This is a genomic window from Nocardia sp. SYP-A9097 (genome assembly GCF_009649815.1).
Lineage (GTDB): Bacteria > Actinomycetota > Actinomycetes > Mycobacteriales > Mycobacteriaceae > Nocardia.
The window spans coordinates 456204-474642 of record NZ_WJIC01000001.1 but is presented as its reverse complement, the minus strand read 5'-3'; the positions used below and the strand labels follow the sequence as shown (position 1 = coordinate 474642).

The window sequence follows — 18439 nt, the reverse complement described above, 5'->3', positions numbered from 1 at the left end:
CTACCTTGCCCTGTCATGTAGTTCAGCCCCCCAGCCCGGCATCGAGTACCGCGCGCGCGACCGGCGCTGCCACCGAACCGCCGGTGGCGGCCAGGGCGCGATCGCCACCGTTCTCGACGATCACCGCGATGGCGATCTTCGGGTTCTGCGCGGGCGCGAACGCGATGTACCAGGCGTGCGGAGGCGTATTGCGCGGATCGTTGCCGTGTTCGGCGGTGCCCGTCTTCGACGCGATCTGGTAGCCGCGCTGCTGGGTGCCCCCCTGGGTGTTCTTCTCCGACTCGATCATCAGATTGGTCAGCTGACTGGCCACCGGTGCGCTGATCGCCTGCCCGACCGACATGGGTTTGACGGTCTCGAGCGTGCTCAGGTCCGGTGCCTGCAATTGATCCACCAGATGCGGTTGCATGCGGACGCCGCCATTGGCGACGGTGGCGGCGATGACCGCGTTGTCGAGCGGAGTCAGCGCCACATCGCGCTGTCCGATGCTGCTCTGGCCGAGGGCGGGAGCGTCGGGGATGGTGCCGACGGTGCTGTCCGCCCACGGAATCGGAATATTGGGATGGGTGCCGATACCGAACGCGGCCGCCTCGTCCTTGAGCTTCGCGGCCCCCACCTTGATACCGAGGTCCACGAAGGCGGTGTTACACGAAAACCTGAACGCGTCGGTCAGCGATGCGGTCGGCGCGTCACCGGGACCGCAGTGGCTGCCGTTGTAGTTCTCCAGCGTGGTCGTGGTGTCCGGCAGGGTGATTCGCGGCTGCGCGGTCAGCTGATCCTCCGGCTTGGCGATGCCGTTGGACAGCGCCGCGGCGGTCACGATCACCTTGAAGGTGGAGCCCGGCGGATAGGTCTGTGAGACAGCGCGATTCAGCATCGGCTGGCGCGGATCGGCCTGCAGCGTCTGCCACGCCTGCGATGCGGCCGCACCGTCGTGCCCGGACAGCAGGTTCGGATCGTAGGACGGCGTCGACACCATGGTGAGAATGCGCCCGGTGCTCGGCTCGATGGCCACCACCGAACCGGTGTAACCCTTGGCGGTCAACTGCTCGTACGCGACCTTCTGCATGACCGGGTTGATCGTGGTGATCACATTGCCGCCGCGCGGATCCCGGCCCGACACCATATCGATGAAGCGCCGCCCGAACAGCTGATTGTCCGACCCGTTCAGCACCGAGTCCTCGGCGTGCTCTAGCCCGGTGCTGCCGTACTGCATGGAGTAGAAACCGGTCGCGGGCGCGTATGCCAGGGGATCGGTCGGGTAGGTGCGCAGGTACTTGTAGCGGTCGTCGGTGGAGACCGAACTCGCGAGAACCGTTCCCTGCGCGGAGATCTGGCCGCGCTGGCGGGCGTACTCGTCGAGCAGTACCCGGCCGTTGCGCGGATCATTGCGCAGGCTGTCCGCCTTGCCGATGGGACCGAACTGCACCTGAATGTAGGTGGCGTTGATCAGCAGCGCGACGATCATCAGCATGACCGCCATCGCGACCCGGCGCAGGGGTGTGTTCACGCGGTACCACCCTTCGGTCGCCGGACCATTTCGGTGGGCGCGTCCGCGAGCGGCTCCGGAGCCCGTTTCCGGACCGGGGCCGGCGCGCGCGCGGCATCGGACACCTTGATCAGCAGGGCCAGGAGTGCGTAGTTGGCCAGTAGTGAGGAACCGCCGTAGGAGACGAACGGTGTGGTCAGGCCGGTCAGCGGAATCAGCTTGGTGACACCGCCGACGACCACGAACAATTGGATGGCGATGGTGAACGCCAGGCCCGCCGCGAGCAGTTTGCCGAAGCTGTCGCGTACCGCGATGGCGGTGCGCAGGCCGCGAATCACGAAGACGCAGAACAGCATCAGCACCGCGGCCAGTCCGATCAGGCCCAGTTCCTCGCCGATGGCGGAGATGATGAAGTCGGTCTTGGCGAACGGCACCTGCGAGGGCCGCCCGCTACCCAGTCCGGTGCCCGCGAGCCCGCCGGTGGCGAGTCCGAACAGCGACTGCGAGATCTGATAGCCGGTGTTGTTGTAGTCGGCGAACGGATGCAGCCAGGTCTCCACCCGCACCCGCACATGCCCGAAAGCGTTGTAGGCGAACACGAATCCGATGGCCAGCAGTATCGTGCCGACCGCCACCCAGCCGACCCGCTCGGTGGCGATGTAGAGCATGCACAGCACGGTGCAGAAGATGAGCAGCGAGGTGCCGAGGTCCTTCTCCAGCACCAGTACGCCGACGCAGACGATCCAGACCGCCAGCATCGGGCCCATATCGCGGGCGCGCGGCAGTTCCATCCCGAAGACATGCTTGCCGGCGGCGGTGAACAGGTCACGCTTGGCGACCAGTACACCGGCGAAGAAGATGATCAGCAGGATCTTGGCGAACTCACCGGGCTGAACACTGAAGCCGGGCAGTCGAATCCAGATCTTCGCGCCGTTCACCTGCGAGAACCGGTCCGGCAGGATCGCCGGAATGGCAAGCAGCACCAGGCCGATCAGCCCGAGCGTGTACGCGTAGCGGGCGAGCGTGCGGTAGTCGCGGAGCAGGATCAAAAGCCCCGTGAAAACCACCATCCCCAACCCCGTCCACAGCACCTGCTGGTTCGCATCGGGGGAGGGGATGGGCTGCGAGGCGAAGATCGCATCCTGCTTCTCGGCCAGGTCGAGGCGATGGATCAGTACCAGCCCGAGCCCGTTCAGCAGGGCCACGATCGGTAGTAGGAGTGGGTCCGCGAAGGCCGCGAACCGGCGCACCGCGAGATGGGCGACGCCGAACAACGCCAGATAGGCCGCGCCGAGTTTGGCGATCTCCCAGGTGATCGCCTGTTCCTGACTGGCCTCCACCAGCACCAGCGACACCGTGGTGACCACTGCCGCGAGCCCGAGCAGCAGCAGTTCCACATTCCGCCGGGTGGACGGCGGGGGCGCGGGAGCGAATCCGCCCGGTGGACTGGGAAAGGCCCCAGCGGACGGTGGTGCCGGTGCGGACATCAGTCCGCCACCCTGCAGTTCTGCCCCGGTGTCTGCGGAGCGATCGTGGTGGTGGGCACGGGCGCTGTGCTCGGTGCGGTGGTGACGGGTGCCGCGGGCGGGGTGGTGCCGCCCGGGGCGTTCGGATCGGCGGGCGGGATGCTCGTCGGCGGGGTGACGGGCGGGGTCGCGACGGGCTGCTTCTCGCACGGCGGCAGCAGGTCGTTGCGGGTCAGGCTCTGCAGCTGCTTCACCGCGTCCTCGCGGGAACCGGGCGGCAGGCCCTTGCTGACCGAATCCCGGCCGGTCGGCTTCAGATCCACCAGGCGCAGTTCACGGCAACCGGACGGAAAGTCCGAACCCGGTGCGGCCGTCTGCAAGTCACCATTGCGGGTGACACAGCCGATCTGATCCACATCGTGAATCGAGTAGCCCAGCACCGAACCCGGCAGGCCACGCAGCACCACGACCCGGTCACTCTCGGTGCCCACGTAGTAGTTGCTGCGAATCATGTTGTAGCCCACGGTGAGTCCCGCGCCGATGGCGACCAGCAGGGCCAGCGACAGCGCGATCCAGCGCAGCTTGTGACTCTTGCGCGGCGGCTCCGGCTCGGGCTGTTGCACCGCGCGACGCGGTGCGGCCCGCGGCGGGCGCATGGCGGCGGCCCGGCCGGCGGCGGTATTCGGCGGGGGCGTGTCATCGTCCTCGCCGGAGGCCGCACCGGCCACGATCGGATGGCTCTGCCCGTAGTCGAGGTCGATGACATCGGCGACCACGACGGTCACATTGTCGGGACCGCCACTGCGCAGAGCCAATTCGATGAGCCGGTCCGCCGATTCGTCGGTCGAGCCCTCGCGCATGGTGTTGGCGATGGTCTCATCGCTCACCACATCGGAGAGGCCGTCCGAGCACAGCAGATACCGATCCCCGGCCCGAGCCTCGCGCACCACCAGGGTGGGGTCGATCTCATTGCCGGTGAGCGCCCGCATGATGAGCGAACGCTGCGGATGGGTGTGCGCCTGCTCCGGTGTGATCCGCCCCTCGTCGACCAGCGACTGCACGAAGGTGTCGTCGCGGGTGATCTGGGTGAGCTCACCATTGCGGAGCATGTAGGCACGGGAGTCGCCGATATGGGCGAGACCCATTTTGCGGCCCGCGAACAGGATGGCGGTGAGCGTGGTGCCCATACCGTCGAGTTCGGGTTCCTCCTCGACCTGATCGGCGATGGAGGCATTGCCCTCGTGTACCGCGCGATCGAGTTTGCCGAGCAGATCATCGCCCGGTTCGTCGTCGTCGAGATGCGCGAGTGCCGCGATCATCAGTTGGGAGGCGACTTCACCGGCGGCGTGGCCGCCCATGCCGTCCGCGAGCGCGAGTAGGCGCGCGCCCGCGTAGACGGAGTCCTCGTTGTTGGCTCTTACGAGACCGCGGTCGCTACGGGCGGCGTAGCGCAGAACAAGAGTCACGATCGCAGCTCGATCACTGTCTTACCGACACGGACGGGGGTGCCGAGTGGAACTCGCACCGGGGTGGTGACCTTCGACCGGTCGAGGTAGGTCCCATTGGTGGAACCGAGATCCTCGACGTACCAATCTTCCCCGCGCGGCGACAGGCGCGCATGCCGGGTGGAGGCGTAGTCGTCGGTGAGGACCAGCGTGGAGTCGTCCGCGCGCCCGATCAGCACCGGCTGTGAGCCGAGTGAGATCCGAGTGCCGGCGAGTGAACCCTGAGTCACCACGAGATATTTGGCGCCCTTCTGGCCTCGGCGCAAGGATGGGAGCACCGCGGAACCGCCTTGGGCCCGCGGCGGCACCCGGATGCCGGAGGCCGCGTAGATATCGCTGCGCAGGGTCCGGAGCACCGCCCACACGAACAGCCACAACAACAGCAGGAACCCCGCACGGGTCAGTTGCAGGATCAATCCCTGCACGGTGCTCCACCTCCTGTTCGACCGTGTCGTAGGTACGGGCTGTCAGTACGGAGAAAAAGCTCCGCGACCCCCAACCGGTGCGCCTGGCCGGCGCGGCCCGTCGAGCCGCGAGTAATGGCAGCATCATAGGGCCGTCGACCGGTTGCGATCACGATACGGACGAGGAAAATCCCGCCATATCGTGATCTGCACCGCGAGCTTACGGGATCAGACGATCCGGATCAGGATCTCGGAATGCCCGGCGCGGATGACATCCCCGTCGGCGAGCTGCCAGTCCTGTACGGGCGAGCCGTTGACCAGCGTGCCATTGGTGGAACCGAGGTCCGAGAGCATGGCCGTCTGGCCGTCCCAGCGAACCTCGATGTGCCGCCGCGAAACCCCGGTGTCGGGCAACCGGAAGTGCGCGTCCTGGCCGCGGCCGATGATGTTGGAACCCTCACGCAACTGGTAGGTGCGACCGGAGCCGTCGTCCAGCTGCAGCGTGGCGGAGTAGCCGGAGCCGGTGCGCGCGGGTGCGGCATAACCGCCCGCGGCGGGCTGCTGGCCGTACCCGGCCGGCTGACCGTACTGGTCGTCGCCGTACCCGGCGGCGGGCTCGGCATAGCCCGGATCGGCGTACCCGGCCTGGCCGTACCCGGCCTGCTGGCCGTAGCCCTGCTGATCCGCGTAGCCCGGGTCGGCGTAGCCCGGCTGCTGCTGGCCGTACGCCTGATCGGCATAGCCCTGCTGCTGGCCGTAGCCCTGCTGGTCGTACGCCTGCTGGCCGTAGCCCTGCTGGCCGCCCTGATCGGCGTAGCCGCCGCCCTGCTGCTGGCCGTAGCCGGGATCGGCGTAACCGCCGCCCTGCTGGCCGCCGTAGCCCGGGTCGGCGTAGCCCGGCTGCTGCTGGCCGTACGCCTGATCGGCATAGCCCTGCTGCTGGCCGTAGCCCTGCTCGCCGTAGCCCGGCTGCTGGCCGTAGCCCTGCTGACCACCCTGGGCACCGGGCTGGTTGTAGTCGTAGCCGTTCTGGTACTCGCCGTAGCCCTGCTGATCGGGCGCGGCGCCGTAGCCCTGCTGATCCGGGTACTGCGGGGCAGCACCACCACGGCCGTATTCGCCGTAGCCCTGCGGAGCGGGTCGGCTCGCGGGCGGGGGCGCGTACCCGCGGTTACGTGGATCGGACTCCGCGGGCTCACGGCTTGGGTCGTAGCCTGAGTTCTGCGTCATGGGGCCAGCTCCTGGTTGCGGGTTGGGTCGTGGTGTGCGTTCAGGTCCCACCGCCGGACCCGCCCGGCGGTCGACACTACCGCCGACGGCGTCCGGGTCCACTCGACCGCGTGTCCTGAACTGTCCGGTGTGCAGCGTAGGGGATGCCTCGAATTCCACGTGCACTTCGCCGTAGGTCTGCCAGCCTTGCTCACGGATGTAGTCCTGTAAGTGTTTGGCGAAAGCCCGTACCGCGAGGTCGTGGTCGGCCTGTCCCTCGCCCTGGACGAGCTGCCCCAGGTCCGACTCGTTGATGGTGATGACGTAGCTGTTCGGCGCCAGCAGATGCCCGCCGCCGAGGTCCTGCAACCGGTCGGTGGCCTCGCGCTGCAACGCGGCCTCGACCTCCTGCGGAACCACGCTACCGCCGAAGACACGGGCGAAGACATCGCCGACAGCACCCTGGAGGCGACGTTCGAATCGCGAAACGATCCCCATCGGCCCTCCTCTCGGGTCAGGACGCTCCCTCGAGTGAAGCGTGCTGCGTGTGTAGTCGGTCTCCTGCCGGTGTCAAGCGACACGCGGACATGGCGTGTCGCCGTGGGGACACGGTCTTTGCATGATATCCACGATCGTCCACCCCTGTAACTCTTGGAAGCGGGTCCGGGTTCCCGCGTCGCCATCGGCCGCCCCCAGCGCCGATAACCAGGCGATTTCTTTTTGGCGCGTATCCCGTGATACGTTCTTTCAGTCGCTCGGGCGAGTGGCGGAATGGCAGACGCGCTGGCTTCAGGTGCCAGTGTCCGTAAGGACGTGGGGGTTCAAGTCCCCCTTCGCCCACCACGCAGAGAGCCCCATCCGGAATCGGATGGGGCTCTTCGCTTTTCGTCCGTGTTGTTTCCCCGCACGCACGTAGGCCGTCCGCGCCCCGCGGCAAACCGGGTGTGATGAAGATCGCAGGCATGCTGATGACTCCTCGGCCGAGGCGTTGCCGGGTGGCCTCCGGCGGTCCGCGGAGGGGTGAAAATCGATTGCCGGAAGGTGTCGGTTCGAGTATGCGCCCGATTTTCTCCGGCCATTGCCTGATGCTTGTTTAGCCAAAACTGAGTTAAACAGACTTGGGGTTTGTTTACTCGCTGGCGACTGCTTGGCAATGGTGCCGAGCTGGCGCGAAACACCAGCTTAACGCGGGTTGAACCACCGATGTTGGGTAATGGGGGAGTTATCGGCAAACCGGGCGACAGGGGTCATCACGAAGTCCGTGCGAGGGGTTGAAACTCGGTCGCTGAACGGTACCGCGCGGGTGGTTTCATAAGCCTCCGCAGACCGCCCGCAAAGGGTAAGCCAGCAATTAGCCAACGCAGCGGGTTGACTTCGCGCAAAAGGCATTTCGCCTGGTCGCCGCCTACGCCCACTCGGCAGGTAGGAGGTTGCGTAGCCATAACGATTGTGTAGAGTCAACGGCAACGCTGGCCGCAGCTGAGCCGGACTCGCTGCGGCCAGTGGAAATCACTTCAGGGCCGTTGCCGCCAGTGTCGAACCGAGCACTCCCGCAACCGGTTCCGGGTTCCCGCCCGGTATGTTGCCCGACATGTGCTCCCGCGCCGCGGCCGTCTCCTCCTCCAGCACCGCACGCCGGCCCAACCCGAACACGTAAGCCAGGAAACCGAGTTCGGCGAGCGCGCCGATACCGATCCGAACGGCCGTCGGCAGCCCGCTCGGGGTCACGAAGCCTTCCAGGAATCCGGAGACCAACAGGACTCCGACCAGTCCCGATGCGATAACGGCGGTGGCACGGCCCTGCCTGGCCAGGGCCTGCGGGCGACTCTCCCGACCCGGATCCACGAGTGTCCAGCCCAGTTTCAAACCCGCGCCGCCGGCCACGAAAATGGCGGTCAGCTCCAGCATTCCGTGCGGCAGGATGTACGCGAAGAAGGCGTCCAGGCGGCCCGCATCGGCCATCAGCCCGGCGCTCACACCCACATTGAGCGCGTTCATGGCCAGCGCGTACACCGCCGGCAGGATGAGTACCCCCATGAACAGGGCGACCGCGGCGACCGCCGCATTGTTGGTCCACACCTGGGCGGCGAAGGCGTCGTGCGGGTGCTCGTAGTAGTAGGTCTCGAAGTCGCCGCCCGCCCGGGTCAACCGGTCGGTATCGGTATCCAGTCCCAGATGCCGCCGCGCGGACTCCGAGCGTGCCACCCAGGTGCCCAGTACGGCCGAGGCGAGCACGAACACCGTCGCCACCGACACCCACCACGGCCAGGACCGGTACAGCGCCGCCGGGAAACGGTGGGTGAAGAAGCGGCCGATCTCGCGCAACGTGTCGGTGCGCGCGCCCAGCACCCGGCCGCGGGCCCGGGTCAGTACCGCGGAGAGCCCGGCCACCAATTCGGCGTCGGCGGAACGGGATTGCAGACGGGCCAGCTGTTGGGAGGTCAGGCGGTAGAGCCGGACCAGTTCGTCGGCCTCCGGGCCGGTGAGTTTCTTGCGGCGGGTGGCGAGATGATCCAGCCGATCCCAGGAAGGTCTGTGCAGGAACGTATACGCGTCCAGGTCCATTCGGTTGCCTTCCTGTGCCTTCGCTCGGAAGAATGCTAGTCGCCCCCCAGCAGGAGTGACATGGCACTTTTCACCACCGGCGAGGCAGTCGCCGTAGAACTGCCCATCGCGCGCATCCCCACGCGGGCCGCGGCGTTCCTGCTCGACCTGATGATCCAGCTGGTGATCGGGGTGACGGTGTTCGCCCTCGGCAGGTACCTGCTGTTCCGCTGGGACGCGGACACCGCGTGGATCGCCACCCTGGTGGTGGTGGTCCTCACGATGACGCTGATCGGTTATCCGGTGCTGAGCGAAACCCTCACGCGCGGAAGATCACTCGGCAAGATGGCGCTGGGCTTGCGGGTGGTCTGCGCGGACGGTGGCCCGGTCGACTTCCGGCACGCGATCACGCGTGGCCTGGCGGGCATTGTGGACTTCTGGATCCTGGGTACGGGATTGATCGCGGTGGTGGTGTCGCTGTGCTCCCCGAATGCCCGGCGTATCGGTGACGCGCTCGCGGGCACGGTGGTGGTGCACGATCGCAGCCGCCTGCCGTGGGCGGCCCTGGTGGTGCCGGTGCCGTGGTTGCAGGGCTGGGTGCGCCAACTCGATCTCACCGGTCTGCCGGACGAACTCGCGATCGCCATGCGCCAGTACCTGACTCGCTTCCACACCCTCACCCCCGAGGTGCAGGACCGCCTGGGCCGCACCCTGGTGATCACGGTCTGCGCCCGCCTGCGCACCCCGCCTCTGAACGGCTACCCGCCCGTCCAGATCCTGGGCGCGGTGCTCGCCGAACGCCAGCGTCGCGCCTTCCCGCCTCCGCCGAAGCCCGATAACGCCATCTACCAGCGCACCGCCGCCTGACGCAACATCCCCTCGTCATCCGGCGGAATCCCGGGGGCTATTCGCGCGGCATGGTCGGGATTACATTGCGCCGGTTTGCTTGAGCTCGAGGTACTCGTCCGCGAGTGCGCCCGGCAGCCGGTCCGGGGATTCGGTGATGACGCGTACTCCCATGCGGCGCAGGGTTTCCCGGGCGACCGCGTGTTCGGCGAGGACATTCTCGGCGGCGGCCGCGGCGTAGAGGTCGACGCGATGGGTGGCGGCGGCCGCGACATCCGGGTCGGTGACGGCGACGATCAGGACGCGGTGGCGTTCTGCCAGGACCGGCAGGACCGGGAGCAGACCCTCCTGCACGGTGGCGGCATCGAGGTGGGTGAACCAGACGACGAGGCTGCGGCGGCGGGCGCGTTGCAGGGTGGTGCGCAGCAGGCCCTGATAGTCGGTGTCGACCAGTTGCGGTGTGACGCTCGCGAGGGCGTGCATGAGCTTGTACTGCAGGCGTTTTCCGCCGATGCCACGTACCTCGGCGCGCAGCGAATTGTCGTAGGCGAGCAGGTCCACCGAGTCGCCGCCGGCCGCGGCGAGCCCGCCGAGCAGTAGCGCGGCCTCGATGGTGGCGTCGAGTCGGGTGCCGTCGCCGACCCGGCCCGCGCTGACCCGCCCGGTGTCCAGGAGCATGACCACGTGCCGATTGCGTTCGGGCCGCCAGGTGCGCACCAGGACGTCATTGGCGCGCGCGGTGGCCCGCCAGTCGATGGTGCGCACATCGTCGCCCGCGACGTATTCGCGGAAGGAGTCGAATTCGGTGCCCTGGCCGCGACGGTTGACGGTATTGCGGCCCTCGAGTTGTTGCAGCTGTTTGACTTTGGAGGCGAGCAGCTTCTCACTGCGGAACGGTGGCAGCGCGCGCAGCCGGGCCGGGACCTCGCGGCGCACCTGCCGTCCGGCCATGCCGAGTGGTCCGACCAGCCGCACGGTGACCGGTCCGGCGATCCGGTCGCCCCGGTATTCGGGGGTGAGTTCGGTGTGCAGCCGAATCCTGGTGTTGGGCGGCAGTTTCAGCGTGTGCGCGCGTCGCTGGGCGTGCGTGCTGGCGGGCCAGTCGTCCCACAGCCGTCCGCGCAGGATGCGGTCGCCGGTGTTCAACGCGCCGAGTTCGACCTCGATGCTGCGGCCGGAGCGCACGGTGGTGATCGGATCACGCGAAAACTCCAGTGCCCCGGGCGAACCCAGCAGCAGCACATCGGCGATCACGAGCGCGGCGAGCACCGCCGTCGCGGCGAGCAGTCCCACCCACGACGGCAGTACGAAGGTGACGAAGAGTGCGGCGACGCCCGCCGCGATGGCCAACCGGCCGGTGACGACCACGGCCTACACCGGTACGGGGACGGACATCAGCAGTGATGCCATCACCCCTTCGGCGGTGACGCCCTCCACCTCGTGTTCGGGCCGCAGTTGCAGGCGGTGCCGGAGCACCGTCGTGGCAACGGCTTTCACATCGTCGGGGGTGACGAAACCGCGGCCGTTGAGCCAGGCGAAGGCGCGGGCCGCCGCCATGAGCGCGGTCGCGCCGCGAGTGGACGCGCCGTGTGCGACGGCGGGGGAGGTGCGCGTGGCGCGGCACAGGTCCACGGTGTACGCCAATACCTCCGGGCTCAGCGTCACCTGGGTGACGGCCTTGCGGGCGGCGGCGATGTGCTCGGGTCCGGCCACCGGCCGTAACCCGGCGGCGTTCAGGTCGCGGGGATCGAATCCGGCGGCGTGCCGTTGCAGAATCCGGAATTCGTCCTCGCGCCCGGGCAATTGGACCTCGAGCTTGAACAGGAACCGGTCCAGCTGCGCCTCCGGCAGCGGATAGGTGCCCTCCTGTTCGATGGGGTTCTGGGTGGCGATGACCACGAACGGGTCAGGGAGCGACTGTGGGACGCCGTCCACCGTGACCTGGCGCTCCTCCATGGATTCCAGTAGCGCGGACTGGGTTTTCGGTGGGGTGCGGTTGATTTCGTCGGCGAGCAGCAGATTGGTGAAGACGGGTCCGCGCCGGAAGGTGAACTCGGCCGAGTGCGGATCGTAGATCTGCGAGCCGGTGACATCGCCGGGCATCAGGTCCGGGGTGAACTGGACGCGACTGTGCCGCAGGTCGAGGGCGGTGGCCAGGGCGCGTACCAGCAGCGTCTTGGCCACGCCCGGAACGCCTTCCAGCAGTACGTGACCCCGGCACAGCAGGGCGAGTACCAGGTACATGACCGCCTGGTCGTTGCCGACCACCGCCTTCCCGATCTCGGCGCGCAGGGCGAGCAGCGCCTGCTGGGCCTGTTCGGGTGTCGGCGTGTGGTTGGTATCCACGACGACTGTGGGCTCTGATCGGGTCACAAGACCTCCGCTTCGATCCATTCGAGTTGTGCGGCCACGAGTTCGAGGGCGCCCCGATCCGGGACCGGGTCGTACAGTGCGGCCCGCAGGGTGGCCGGGTCGGCGCGCAGGCGGGTGGCCAGGCCCGCGATCACCAGTTCGGGTGCGGTCTCGGCGGTGACGCCGAGCGCGGGTCGCAGCCGCCGCAGGGTGGCCGCCCGCAGTTTGGCCGCCACATGGTCGTGATCGCGGGATTTGCGGTACAGCCCGGCCTGTCCGGCGAGCACCTCATTGGCGGGGGCTTCCACCGGAAGAGGTTCGCGCACCACGGATCCGCGCCGACGGCCGCGCCACCAGAGCACGGTGCCCCAGGCGATGAGCAGCTGTGCGCCGCCGAAAGCCGCCCAGGCGGGCATGGTTTCGAAGATGGAGTCGTCGCCCTCGCCGAAGTTCGGTGCGTGCCGGGTGGTCGGCGGCGGCCGGGTCGTGGTGGTCGTCGACGTGTAGTGCGTGTTGTCATGATGCGGCGCGGGCGGCGGTGCGCCGATATTGGTCACCAGATAGACCAGCAGCACGATGGCGAGCAGCGCGCCCATGCCGGCCCAGAACCGCCAATTCCGCAGCAGCGCGGGCAGTTTCAGGGGTTCGCGTTCTTTCTTCGCGCGCGGGGCCCGCTTCTTCTTGGTGCGGCGTTCCTCGGTGATCTCCACCGGGGCGTGCTTGGGCGGCGGCGCGACCGAGAATTGGTCGGCCTGCTCCAGCCTGCGGTATTCGGCCTCCGCGCCGGGGCGGCCGCCGTACACGATCTCGTCGAAACTGTGTGCCGCCGAGGGCAATTCGGTGGCCTCAGGTAGTACCGCGGTGGCGGCCTGCGCGGTTTCGCGCGCGGTGCGGGCCCGCTGCTCCTGGAGAATGCCGCGCTGTTCCAGGCCGCGGGTGACGGCTCGGTAGCGCTCGCGCAGGGCGGTGCCGAAGTCGGCGCGCCGGGCGGCGTCCTCGGCGGCGGCCAGATGTGCGGCGGCGGGACCGAGTGCGGGTTCGGGCGGTACCGGCGGCGCGCCGAAGTCATTGCGCGGCAGACTGTCCGAATGCGGTGGTGGGGGAGTGCTCATGGGCGGTCCTCCGCGGGAATCTTGATATCCCAGCCTTCGCGGCGGCACCGGCGGTCCACGTATGCGATGACCTGGGTCGCGGACTCCACCAGTTCGGCGAGGGCGACGAAGAGCAGTGCGGCGGTAATGAGCAGGACGGTGACCGCCCAGCGCCGGGTCCCGGTGATACCCGCCGCGAATTGCGGCAGTGCCAGCAGCGGGACGATCAGCACCAGCAGTAGGCCGCGCAGATAGAGCAGTACTCCGACGAGCTGCCACTGGGTGCCGGCGGTCAGCAGTTTCGAGCGCTGCGTGCCGATCCGATAGCCGGTGGATTCGTCGAAAATGGCCGGGACCGTGGCGAATCGGCGGCCCCGCAGCCACAGCAGCCACACCACCGCGAACGGCGCGGTGAACATGAGTGGCGTCCCGATAGCGAGTACGCCGACTCCGATGAGGGTGTACATGGCCTGGTAGCTGAGCAGCGGTCCCGCCGCGGCGGACAGCTGGATCACCGCCTGCTGCCAGGTCATCGGCTGCCGGTGCACGACGGCGAGTCCGATGGGTACGGTGACGCCGCGCACGAACAGGCGCAGTACCCAGGCGGCGATGAGCGTGGTGAGCAGTGCGCCCCAGAAGGTTCCGCTGTCCGAATCGCCGGTGGCGAGGGAGACGAAGACGGTGACGCCGACCGAGATGCCGGCGGCCACCGCGACCGCGACCCCGAAGACGGCGGCGAAGGTACTGATCCGCGCCTGGATCAGCGCGAACGGCAGATCCAGCAGTTCACGGAACTGCATGGGGCGGACAGGGACCGGCGCCGGATCGGTGTGCGGTTCCCCCACCGAGCCGGCCGGCGGACCGACAGGGTCGGCGGCGGCTGGCAACACGCGCCGAACACTACCGCCTCCCCGCGCCTTTAGCGCGCGGCCTGGGAGCCGTTCGCCATTGGGGACGCGTGGTGCGGGTGGGTGCCGTTACCCATTTCGGGGGTGCCCCGGGAGGTACCCCGATCTTGCGAAATCAGTTGTCGCGGTCCCGAGGTGGTGGGGCGTCGCCGAGCACCCTGGTGACGATTCGGCGGTACAGCTCGGGCTCGACGGGCGGTTGGCCGAGCAGGGCGCGCAGGTAGACGCCGTCGCCGACCAGTCGCACGATCTCGGCTTTGACCGGATCGTGGATCTCGTTGTCCAGGGCGGCTTTCCAGCCGCTCATCATTTCGTCGAGGGCGCGGTCGGACTCGTCGACCGGGGCGTCCTGTGGGCCGTCGACGGTGCGCATGGCGGCCAGCATGGAGCGGTACATGGCCAGCTCGATGGCATCGGAGTCATTGTCCGGGTGCGGGGTCTGCAGATACCACTCGGCGACGGATTCGCCCTTGGCGAGGGCCTTGTTCAATTGCTGGTCGGCGCGTTCGCCGACGCGGCGCACCAGGCCGGCGAGCAGGGCGTCCTTGCTCTTGAAGTGGTAGAGCAGTCCGCCCTTGGAGACGCCGGCCGCGGCGGCGACGCTCTCCAGGGTCACCTGGGACATGCCCTTGTCGAGCAGCAAGGTTTCGAGTGCGTCGAGGATCCGATTGCGGGTGCCCGCCGGATCACGAGGGGTTGTCACGAGCATTCACTGTACGGCTCGCGGTCATGGTCACAGTGCATAACTGTACCGTCCGGACGGTAAGTCTGTTACTGTACCGTCCAGACGGTTCAACTCTGGAAAAGAAAGACTCATGACCACCCACACCACCGCCCGGTCCGGCACCGGATCCGAGGCGGTAACCCCGAAACCGAATCGTGCGACCCTTCGCGACTGGGCGGGCCTGGGCGTACTCGCCCTCGCCCTGCTGCTGGTCTCGGTCGACGCCACCGTGCTCGACCTCGCGGTACCCGCCATCTCCGGCGATCTCACCCCCACCACGCCGCAGCTGCTGTGGATCATCGACGTCTACTCGTTCGTGCTGGCGGGCCTGCTCATCACCATGGGCACGCTCGGCGACCGCATCGGCCGCCGCCGCCTGCTGCTGATCGGCGCGGCCGGATTCGGTCTCGCCTCGGCCGTCGCGGCCTTCTCGGTGAGCCCCGAAATGCTCATCGCCGCACGCGTTCTGCAGGGTGTCGCCGGTGCGACCCTCATGCCCGCCACCCTGGGCCTGATCCGGTCCATGTTCACCGACGCGCGCCAGCGCACCCTCGCCATCTCGGTATGGGGTGCGATGGCGGGCTCCGGTGCCGCCATGGGCCCGCTGCTGGGCGGCTGGCTGCTGGAGCACTTCTGGTGGGGTTCGGTGTTCTTGGTGAACCTGCCGGTGATGGCACTGCTGATCGTGCTCGGTCCGATGCTGGTGCCGGAGTCGCGCGATCCGAATCCGGGCCGCTTCGACCTGCTCAGCGCGGGGCTCTCGATGCTGGCGCTGATCCCGATCGTGTACGCGGTCAAGGAATTCGCCGCGCACGGCCCGGCCCTGAATCAGCTCATCGCGGGTGTGATCGGTGTGGTCTCGAGTGTGGTGTTCATTCGCCGTCAGCGTGAACTGGACTCGCCGCTGATCGACCTGGACCTATTCAAGCTGCCGCCGTTCCGGGCCGCCGTGCTCACCAACCTGCTGTCGGTGTTCGCACTGGCCGGTGTGCTGTTCTTCGGTTCGCAGTACCTGCAGTTGGTGCTGGACAAGGCGCCATTGCAGGCCGGATTACTGCTGATTCCAGGCACCTTCGGCAGTATGGCGGGTTCGCTCTTCGCGGCCTGGCTGGTCGGGCGCTGGCGTCCGGTGAGCGTGCTGTGTGGCGCGCTGATCACCGCCGCCGCGGGTGCCGCCCTGTTCTGGCTGCTCGAGGCCGATCCGTCCGCCTCGGTGCTGCCGTTCATGATCGGATTCCTGCTGATCGGCCTGGGTGTGGGTGTGGCACTGACGGTTTCGGCCGACATGATCATCACCACCGCTCCGGCCGAGCGCGCGGGTAATGCCGCGGCGATCTCCGAGACCGCCCTGGAAGCCGGTGTGGCGCTGGGTGTCGCGGTACTGGGCAGTGGTGTGATGGCCGCGTTCCGGCACGGCCTGGATCTGTCCGCGGTTCCGGCCGCGCACACCGAGGCGGCGCGGGAATCCCTCGGTGGTGCGGTGGAAGCCGCACGCACCCTGGATGAACCGGCGGCCTCGTCCATGCTGAGCGCCGCGCACAACGCGTTCGTGGACGGTGTCCATATCGCCGCGACCGGCACCACGCTGATCCTGCTGGTCACGGCGGTCATCACCTACCGCGCCGCGACCGCGAAGCGCAGGGCGAAGTAACAAACGCCGGTGTCTGTTCAATGAAAAAGGCTGTGGCCCGGCTGTTTCCGTGTTCTACGTGAAACATTCCGGGCCACAGCCCTATTGCGAGTACTTCGATACCGCTACCGCTTGCCCGGCGGGAGTTCGCGCGGGCCGCGATATTCCAGTTCCGGATTGTGCCGGCCCGGGATCTCGCCCTGCTGCTGTCCGGCGGGGAGCGGGTAGCCCGGCTCGACGACCTGACCTGGCGGCAGCGCACCGTAATTCGGGTACTGCTGGTAGGGCTGATCCACCACGGTCGAGGCCACGCGCTGCGCATGCTGCTGCGCGCCCGGGGGCAGTTGATATCCGTACTGCGGCTGATACATCTGCTGTGCCTGGGCGGAATCCGTGGAATCCATCGTCACCTTGCGAGTCCGCTTGAGCGTGAAGGTGATCTCCTCCGCCTCTTCGAACGCCTGTCGCACGGTGCGCAGCGGATGCGTGGCGGTGTCGATGGCATTGGCGACGAAGCTCGGCACCAGTGGCCGGATCCAGCGGGCGGCGGTATCGGTGAACGGCACCGTGCCGATGATCGGAAGTTCCAGTCCGCCACCCTTGTTCGCGGGTGCGGGCTGCGGTGCGGGTACGGCCGGTGCGAGCGCGCCGCCGTGGCCCACCGGCGTGACCGCCCCCTGGGTGAGCTGGGCGGGCAGGTTCGGCGTCGGTGTCACTATCCCCTCCTGGGACACGGAGCTGGCTGTTCTATTCCCGGCCGGCAGTTCAGGCTGTGCGGCACGGTCGAATTCGTCGATGGCGCGCTGTTGCGCCGGTTCGGTGATGCCGATCTGGAAATTGCCGATGGCCGCGATGATGCGGGTGCGCTGCTTCTCCCGGTCGATGGCGGTATCGGCGTGCAGGGCCAGTTCGGCGGCGGTGAGCTGCTGTTCGGCGCGCAGCTTCTCGGCTTCGACGCGCGTTTCGGCCTGCTTCTCCGCGATGGCGGTGGCGGCGGCCTGTGCGGCGCGGTCGGTGGCGGTGCGGGTGGCGAGTTCGCGATCGAAAGCTGTTTCGCCGCGCCAGAATCGGAGCAGCACCGGCAGCAGTGCGAGCACGATCAGCAGTAGAGCTACCGCCAGGCGTAAGGCCAGTGGTCCGGCGTGGCCGGTGGTGTAGTCGTTCATGGCGACCCAGCGCGCGCCGAGTCCGCGATCGCCGTCGGTGTAGGCGGCGGTGCGTGCGGTGCCGAGGGCCCGGTCCTTGTCGGTGATCTTGCTGTCGAGGCCGTCGATCTTGGCGCGTGCGGCGGTGAGCTGTGCGCGCGCGTCGTCGAGCATCTGATTGGCGGTGCGCGCCTCCGGCCCGTACCCGGGTACCCGGGTGATGCGGGTCGAGGGGCACTGCGGGTCGGGGTTGGTTTCGCAGCGCGCGGTCACCAGTGCGGTGTCGACATCGTTCTGCGCCTTGGTGATCTGCTGGTCCAGGTCTTTGCGATCGGTGCGGGCCTGGTCGAGTTCGGTGCGGGCGGTGACCACGGCGGGCGCGGATTCGACTCCGCGCCTGGCGGTTTCGTCGAGTAGCCGGTTGACGCTGCCGCCGAACAGTACGGTGCAGGCCATTTCGGCGATGACGATGCCGACGACCGCGGCGACGCCGATGCGCGCCCCGAATTCGGCTCGTGCTCGGGTGTTTTCGTCTTTACCTGGGGCGGCGGCGGTGGCGAGGGTGCGGGATATCGCACCTACCAGCAGTGTCGCCGTCGATGCCACCGCGACCGTGCCCGCGATGGGCCAGTTCGCGGCCCCCGTGGCGAGTGCGGTGATCACCCCCGCTGTCAGCGCGAACAGCGCCACCACGGCTCCGGTCACCGAGTATCCGGTGCGTTCGTGCCTGTCGGTGACTCCCGCGTGTGCGCCGCCGAGCCAGGTGAGCAGAACGGTCATGGGAGCTCACATCCTCTAAGTCCCAGGCTGATTCGGCTTCTCGAAACCGTCGCTTGATCGTTATAGCGGACACAATGTGGTCTCAGCCTGACAGGCGCGGACGGGTTACACCGAGCGTGGCGGCTGGGATGTGGCCAGGTTCACATCGGCATGTTTCCGGCGCGTGACGTGGTGTTGATCACGCTGGTACCGGGCCGTTTGCCGTCCGAAATAGTGACCCATCGATCGCTCACTGTTTGCCGGACGTGTGCTGAACCCCACAATTCGTAAAGATTCCGTACGGTCGGAACGTTGCATTGGCTTGTCGCCCGGACCGCCGAGTCGCGCACCGGACGGCGCCGGAAAG

The 18439-nt window shown here is 68.0% G+C and carries 14 protein-coding genes and 1 tRNA gene; 3 read left to right on the top strand and 12 right to left on the bottom strand.

What is annotated here, in order from left to right; genetic code table 11:
- Positions 1–22 precede the first annotated feature (22 nt).
- The 5 genes from GFY24_RS02140 to GFY24_RS02120 all read right to left on the bottom strand — a co-directional run bounded on the left by GFY24_RS02140 (position 23) and on the right by GFY24_RS02120 (position 6571).
- Positions 23–1510: a penicillin-binding protein 2 gene (locus tag GFY24_RS02140; RefSeq protein ID WP_309230331.1), complete on the bottom strand. Its 1488-nt coding sequence runs from the start codon at positions 1508–1510 to the stop codon at positions 23–25.
- Positions 1507–2976: an FtsW/RodA/SpoVE family cell cycle protein gene (locus GFY24_RS02135; RefSeq protein ID WP_153803213.1), complete on the bottom strand. Its 1470-nt coding sequence runs from the start codon at positions 2974–2976 to the stop codon at positions 1507–1509. The genes GFY24_RS02140 and GFY24_RS02135 overlap by 4 nt, the downstream gene beginning before the upstream one ends.
- Entirely contained in the window at positions 2976–4421 is a 1446-nt protein-coding gene (locus GFY24_RS02130; protein ID WP_309230330.1) for a protein phosphatase 2C domain-containing protein, read from the bottom strand. The genes GFY24_RS02135 and GFY24_RS02130 overlap by 1 nt, the downstream gene beginning before the upstream one ends.
- Positions 4418–4885: an FHA domain-containing protein gene (locus GFY24_RS02125; protein WP_309230329.1), complete on the bottom strand. Its 468-nt coding sequence runs from the start codon at positions 4883–4885 to the stop codon at positions 4418–4420. The genes GFY24_RS02130 and GFY24_RS02125 overlap by 4 nt, the downstream gene beginning before the upstream one ends.
- A 207-nt stretch (positions 4886–5092) precedes the next feature.
- Positions 5093–6571, bottom strand: a complete 1479-nt coding sequence (locus tag GFY24_RS02120; protein ID WP_153803212.1) for a DUF3662 and FHA domain-containing protein — start codon at positions 6569–6571, stop codon at positions 5093–5095.
- A 259-nt stretch (positions 6572–6830) separates the two neighbouring features.
- On the opposite strand from GFY24_RS02120, the gene GFY24_RS02115 reads away from it, so the two are divergent.
- Positions 6831–6916 (top strand) — tRNA-Leu (locus GFY24_RS02115).
- A gap of 666 nt (positions 6917–7582) precedes the next feature.
- Here the strand turns inward: GFY24_RS02115 and GFY24_RS02110 are convergent.
- Positions 7583–8638, bottom strand: a complete 1056-nt coding sequence (locus GFY24_RS02110; protein ID WP_153803211.1) for a stage II sporulation protein M — start codon at positions 8636–8638, stop codon at positions 7583–7585.
- A gap of 60 nt (positions 8639–8698) precedes the next feature.
- Between GFY24_RS02110 and GFY24_RS02105 the strand changes: the two genes are divergently transcribed.
- Entirely contained in the window at positions 8699–9484 is a 786-nt protein-coding gene (locus tag GFY24_RS02105; RefSeq protein ID WP_153803210.1) for an RDD family protein, read from the top strand.
- A gap of 60 nt (positions 9485–9544) precedes the next feature.
- On the opposite strand, the gene GFY24_RS02100 is transcribed toward GFY24_RS02105, so the two are convergent.
- The 5 genes from GFY24_RS02100 to GFY24_RS02080 form a co-directional block, all read right to left on the bottom strand.
- Positions 9545–10831 (bottom strand): DUF58 domain-containing protein, encoded by a 1287-nt coding sequence (locus GFY24_RS02100; protein WP_309230328.1) that lies wholly within the window; start codon positions 10829–10831, stop codon positions 9545–9547.
- 3 nt (positions 10832–10834) lie between these two features.
- Complete coding sequence (locus GFY24_RS02095) at positions 10835–11857, bottom strand: MoxR family ATPase (RefSeq protein WP_153803209.1); 1023 nt, start codon at positions 11855–11857, stop codon at positions 10835–10837.
- Positions 11833–12927, bottom strand: a complete 1095-nt coding sequence (locus GFY24_RS02090) for a DUF4129 domain-containing protein (protein WP_153803208.1) — start codon at positions 12925–12927, stop codon at positions 11833–11835. Before GFY24_RS02090 ends, GFY24_RS02095 begins: the two co-directional genes overlap by 25 nt.
- Positions 12924–13796: a hypothetical protein gene (locus GFY24_RS02085; RefSeq protein ID WP_309230327.1), complete on the bottom strand. Its 873-nt coding sequence runs from the start codon at positions 13794–13796 to the stop codon at positions 12924–12926. The genes GFY24_RS02090 and GFY24_RS02085 overlap by 4 nt, the downstream gene beginning before the upstream one ends.
- Before the next feature lie 133 nt (positions 13797–13929).
- The gene (locus GFY24_RS02080) at positions 13930–14523 is read right to left on the bottom strand and encodes a TetR/AcrR family transcriptional regulator (protein ID WP_153803207.1); all 594 of its coding nucleotides are present in this window, start codon (positions 14521–14523) and stop codon (positions 13930–13932) included.
- A gap of 106 nt (positions 14524–14629) precedes the next feature.
- Between GFY24_RS02080 and GFY24_RS02075 the strand changes: the two genes are divergently transcribed.
- Positions 14630–16189, top strand: a complete 1560-nt coding sequence (locus GFY24_RS02075; RefSeq protein ID WP_153803206.1) for an MFS transporter — start codon at positions 14630–14632, stop codon at positions 16187–16189.
- 104 nt (positions 16190–16293) lie between these two features.
- Here the strand turns inward: GFY24_RS02075 and GFY24_RS02070 are convergent, their stop codons facing one another.
- On the bottom strand, positions 16294–18093 hold the full coding sequence (locus GFY24_RS02070) for a DUF4407 domain-containing protein (RefSeq protein ID WP_153803205.1): 1800 nt from the start codon (positions 18091–18093) through the stop codon (positions 16294–16296).
- Positions 18094–18439 lie beyond the last annotated feature (346 nt).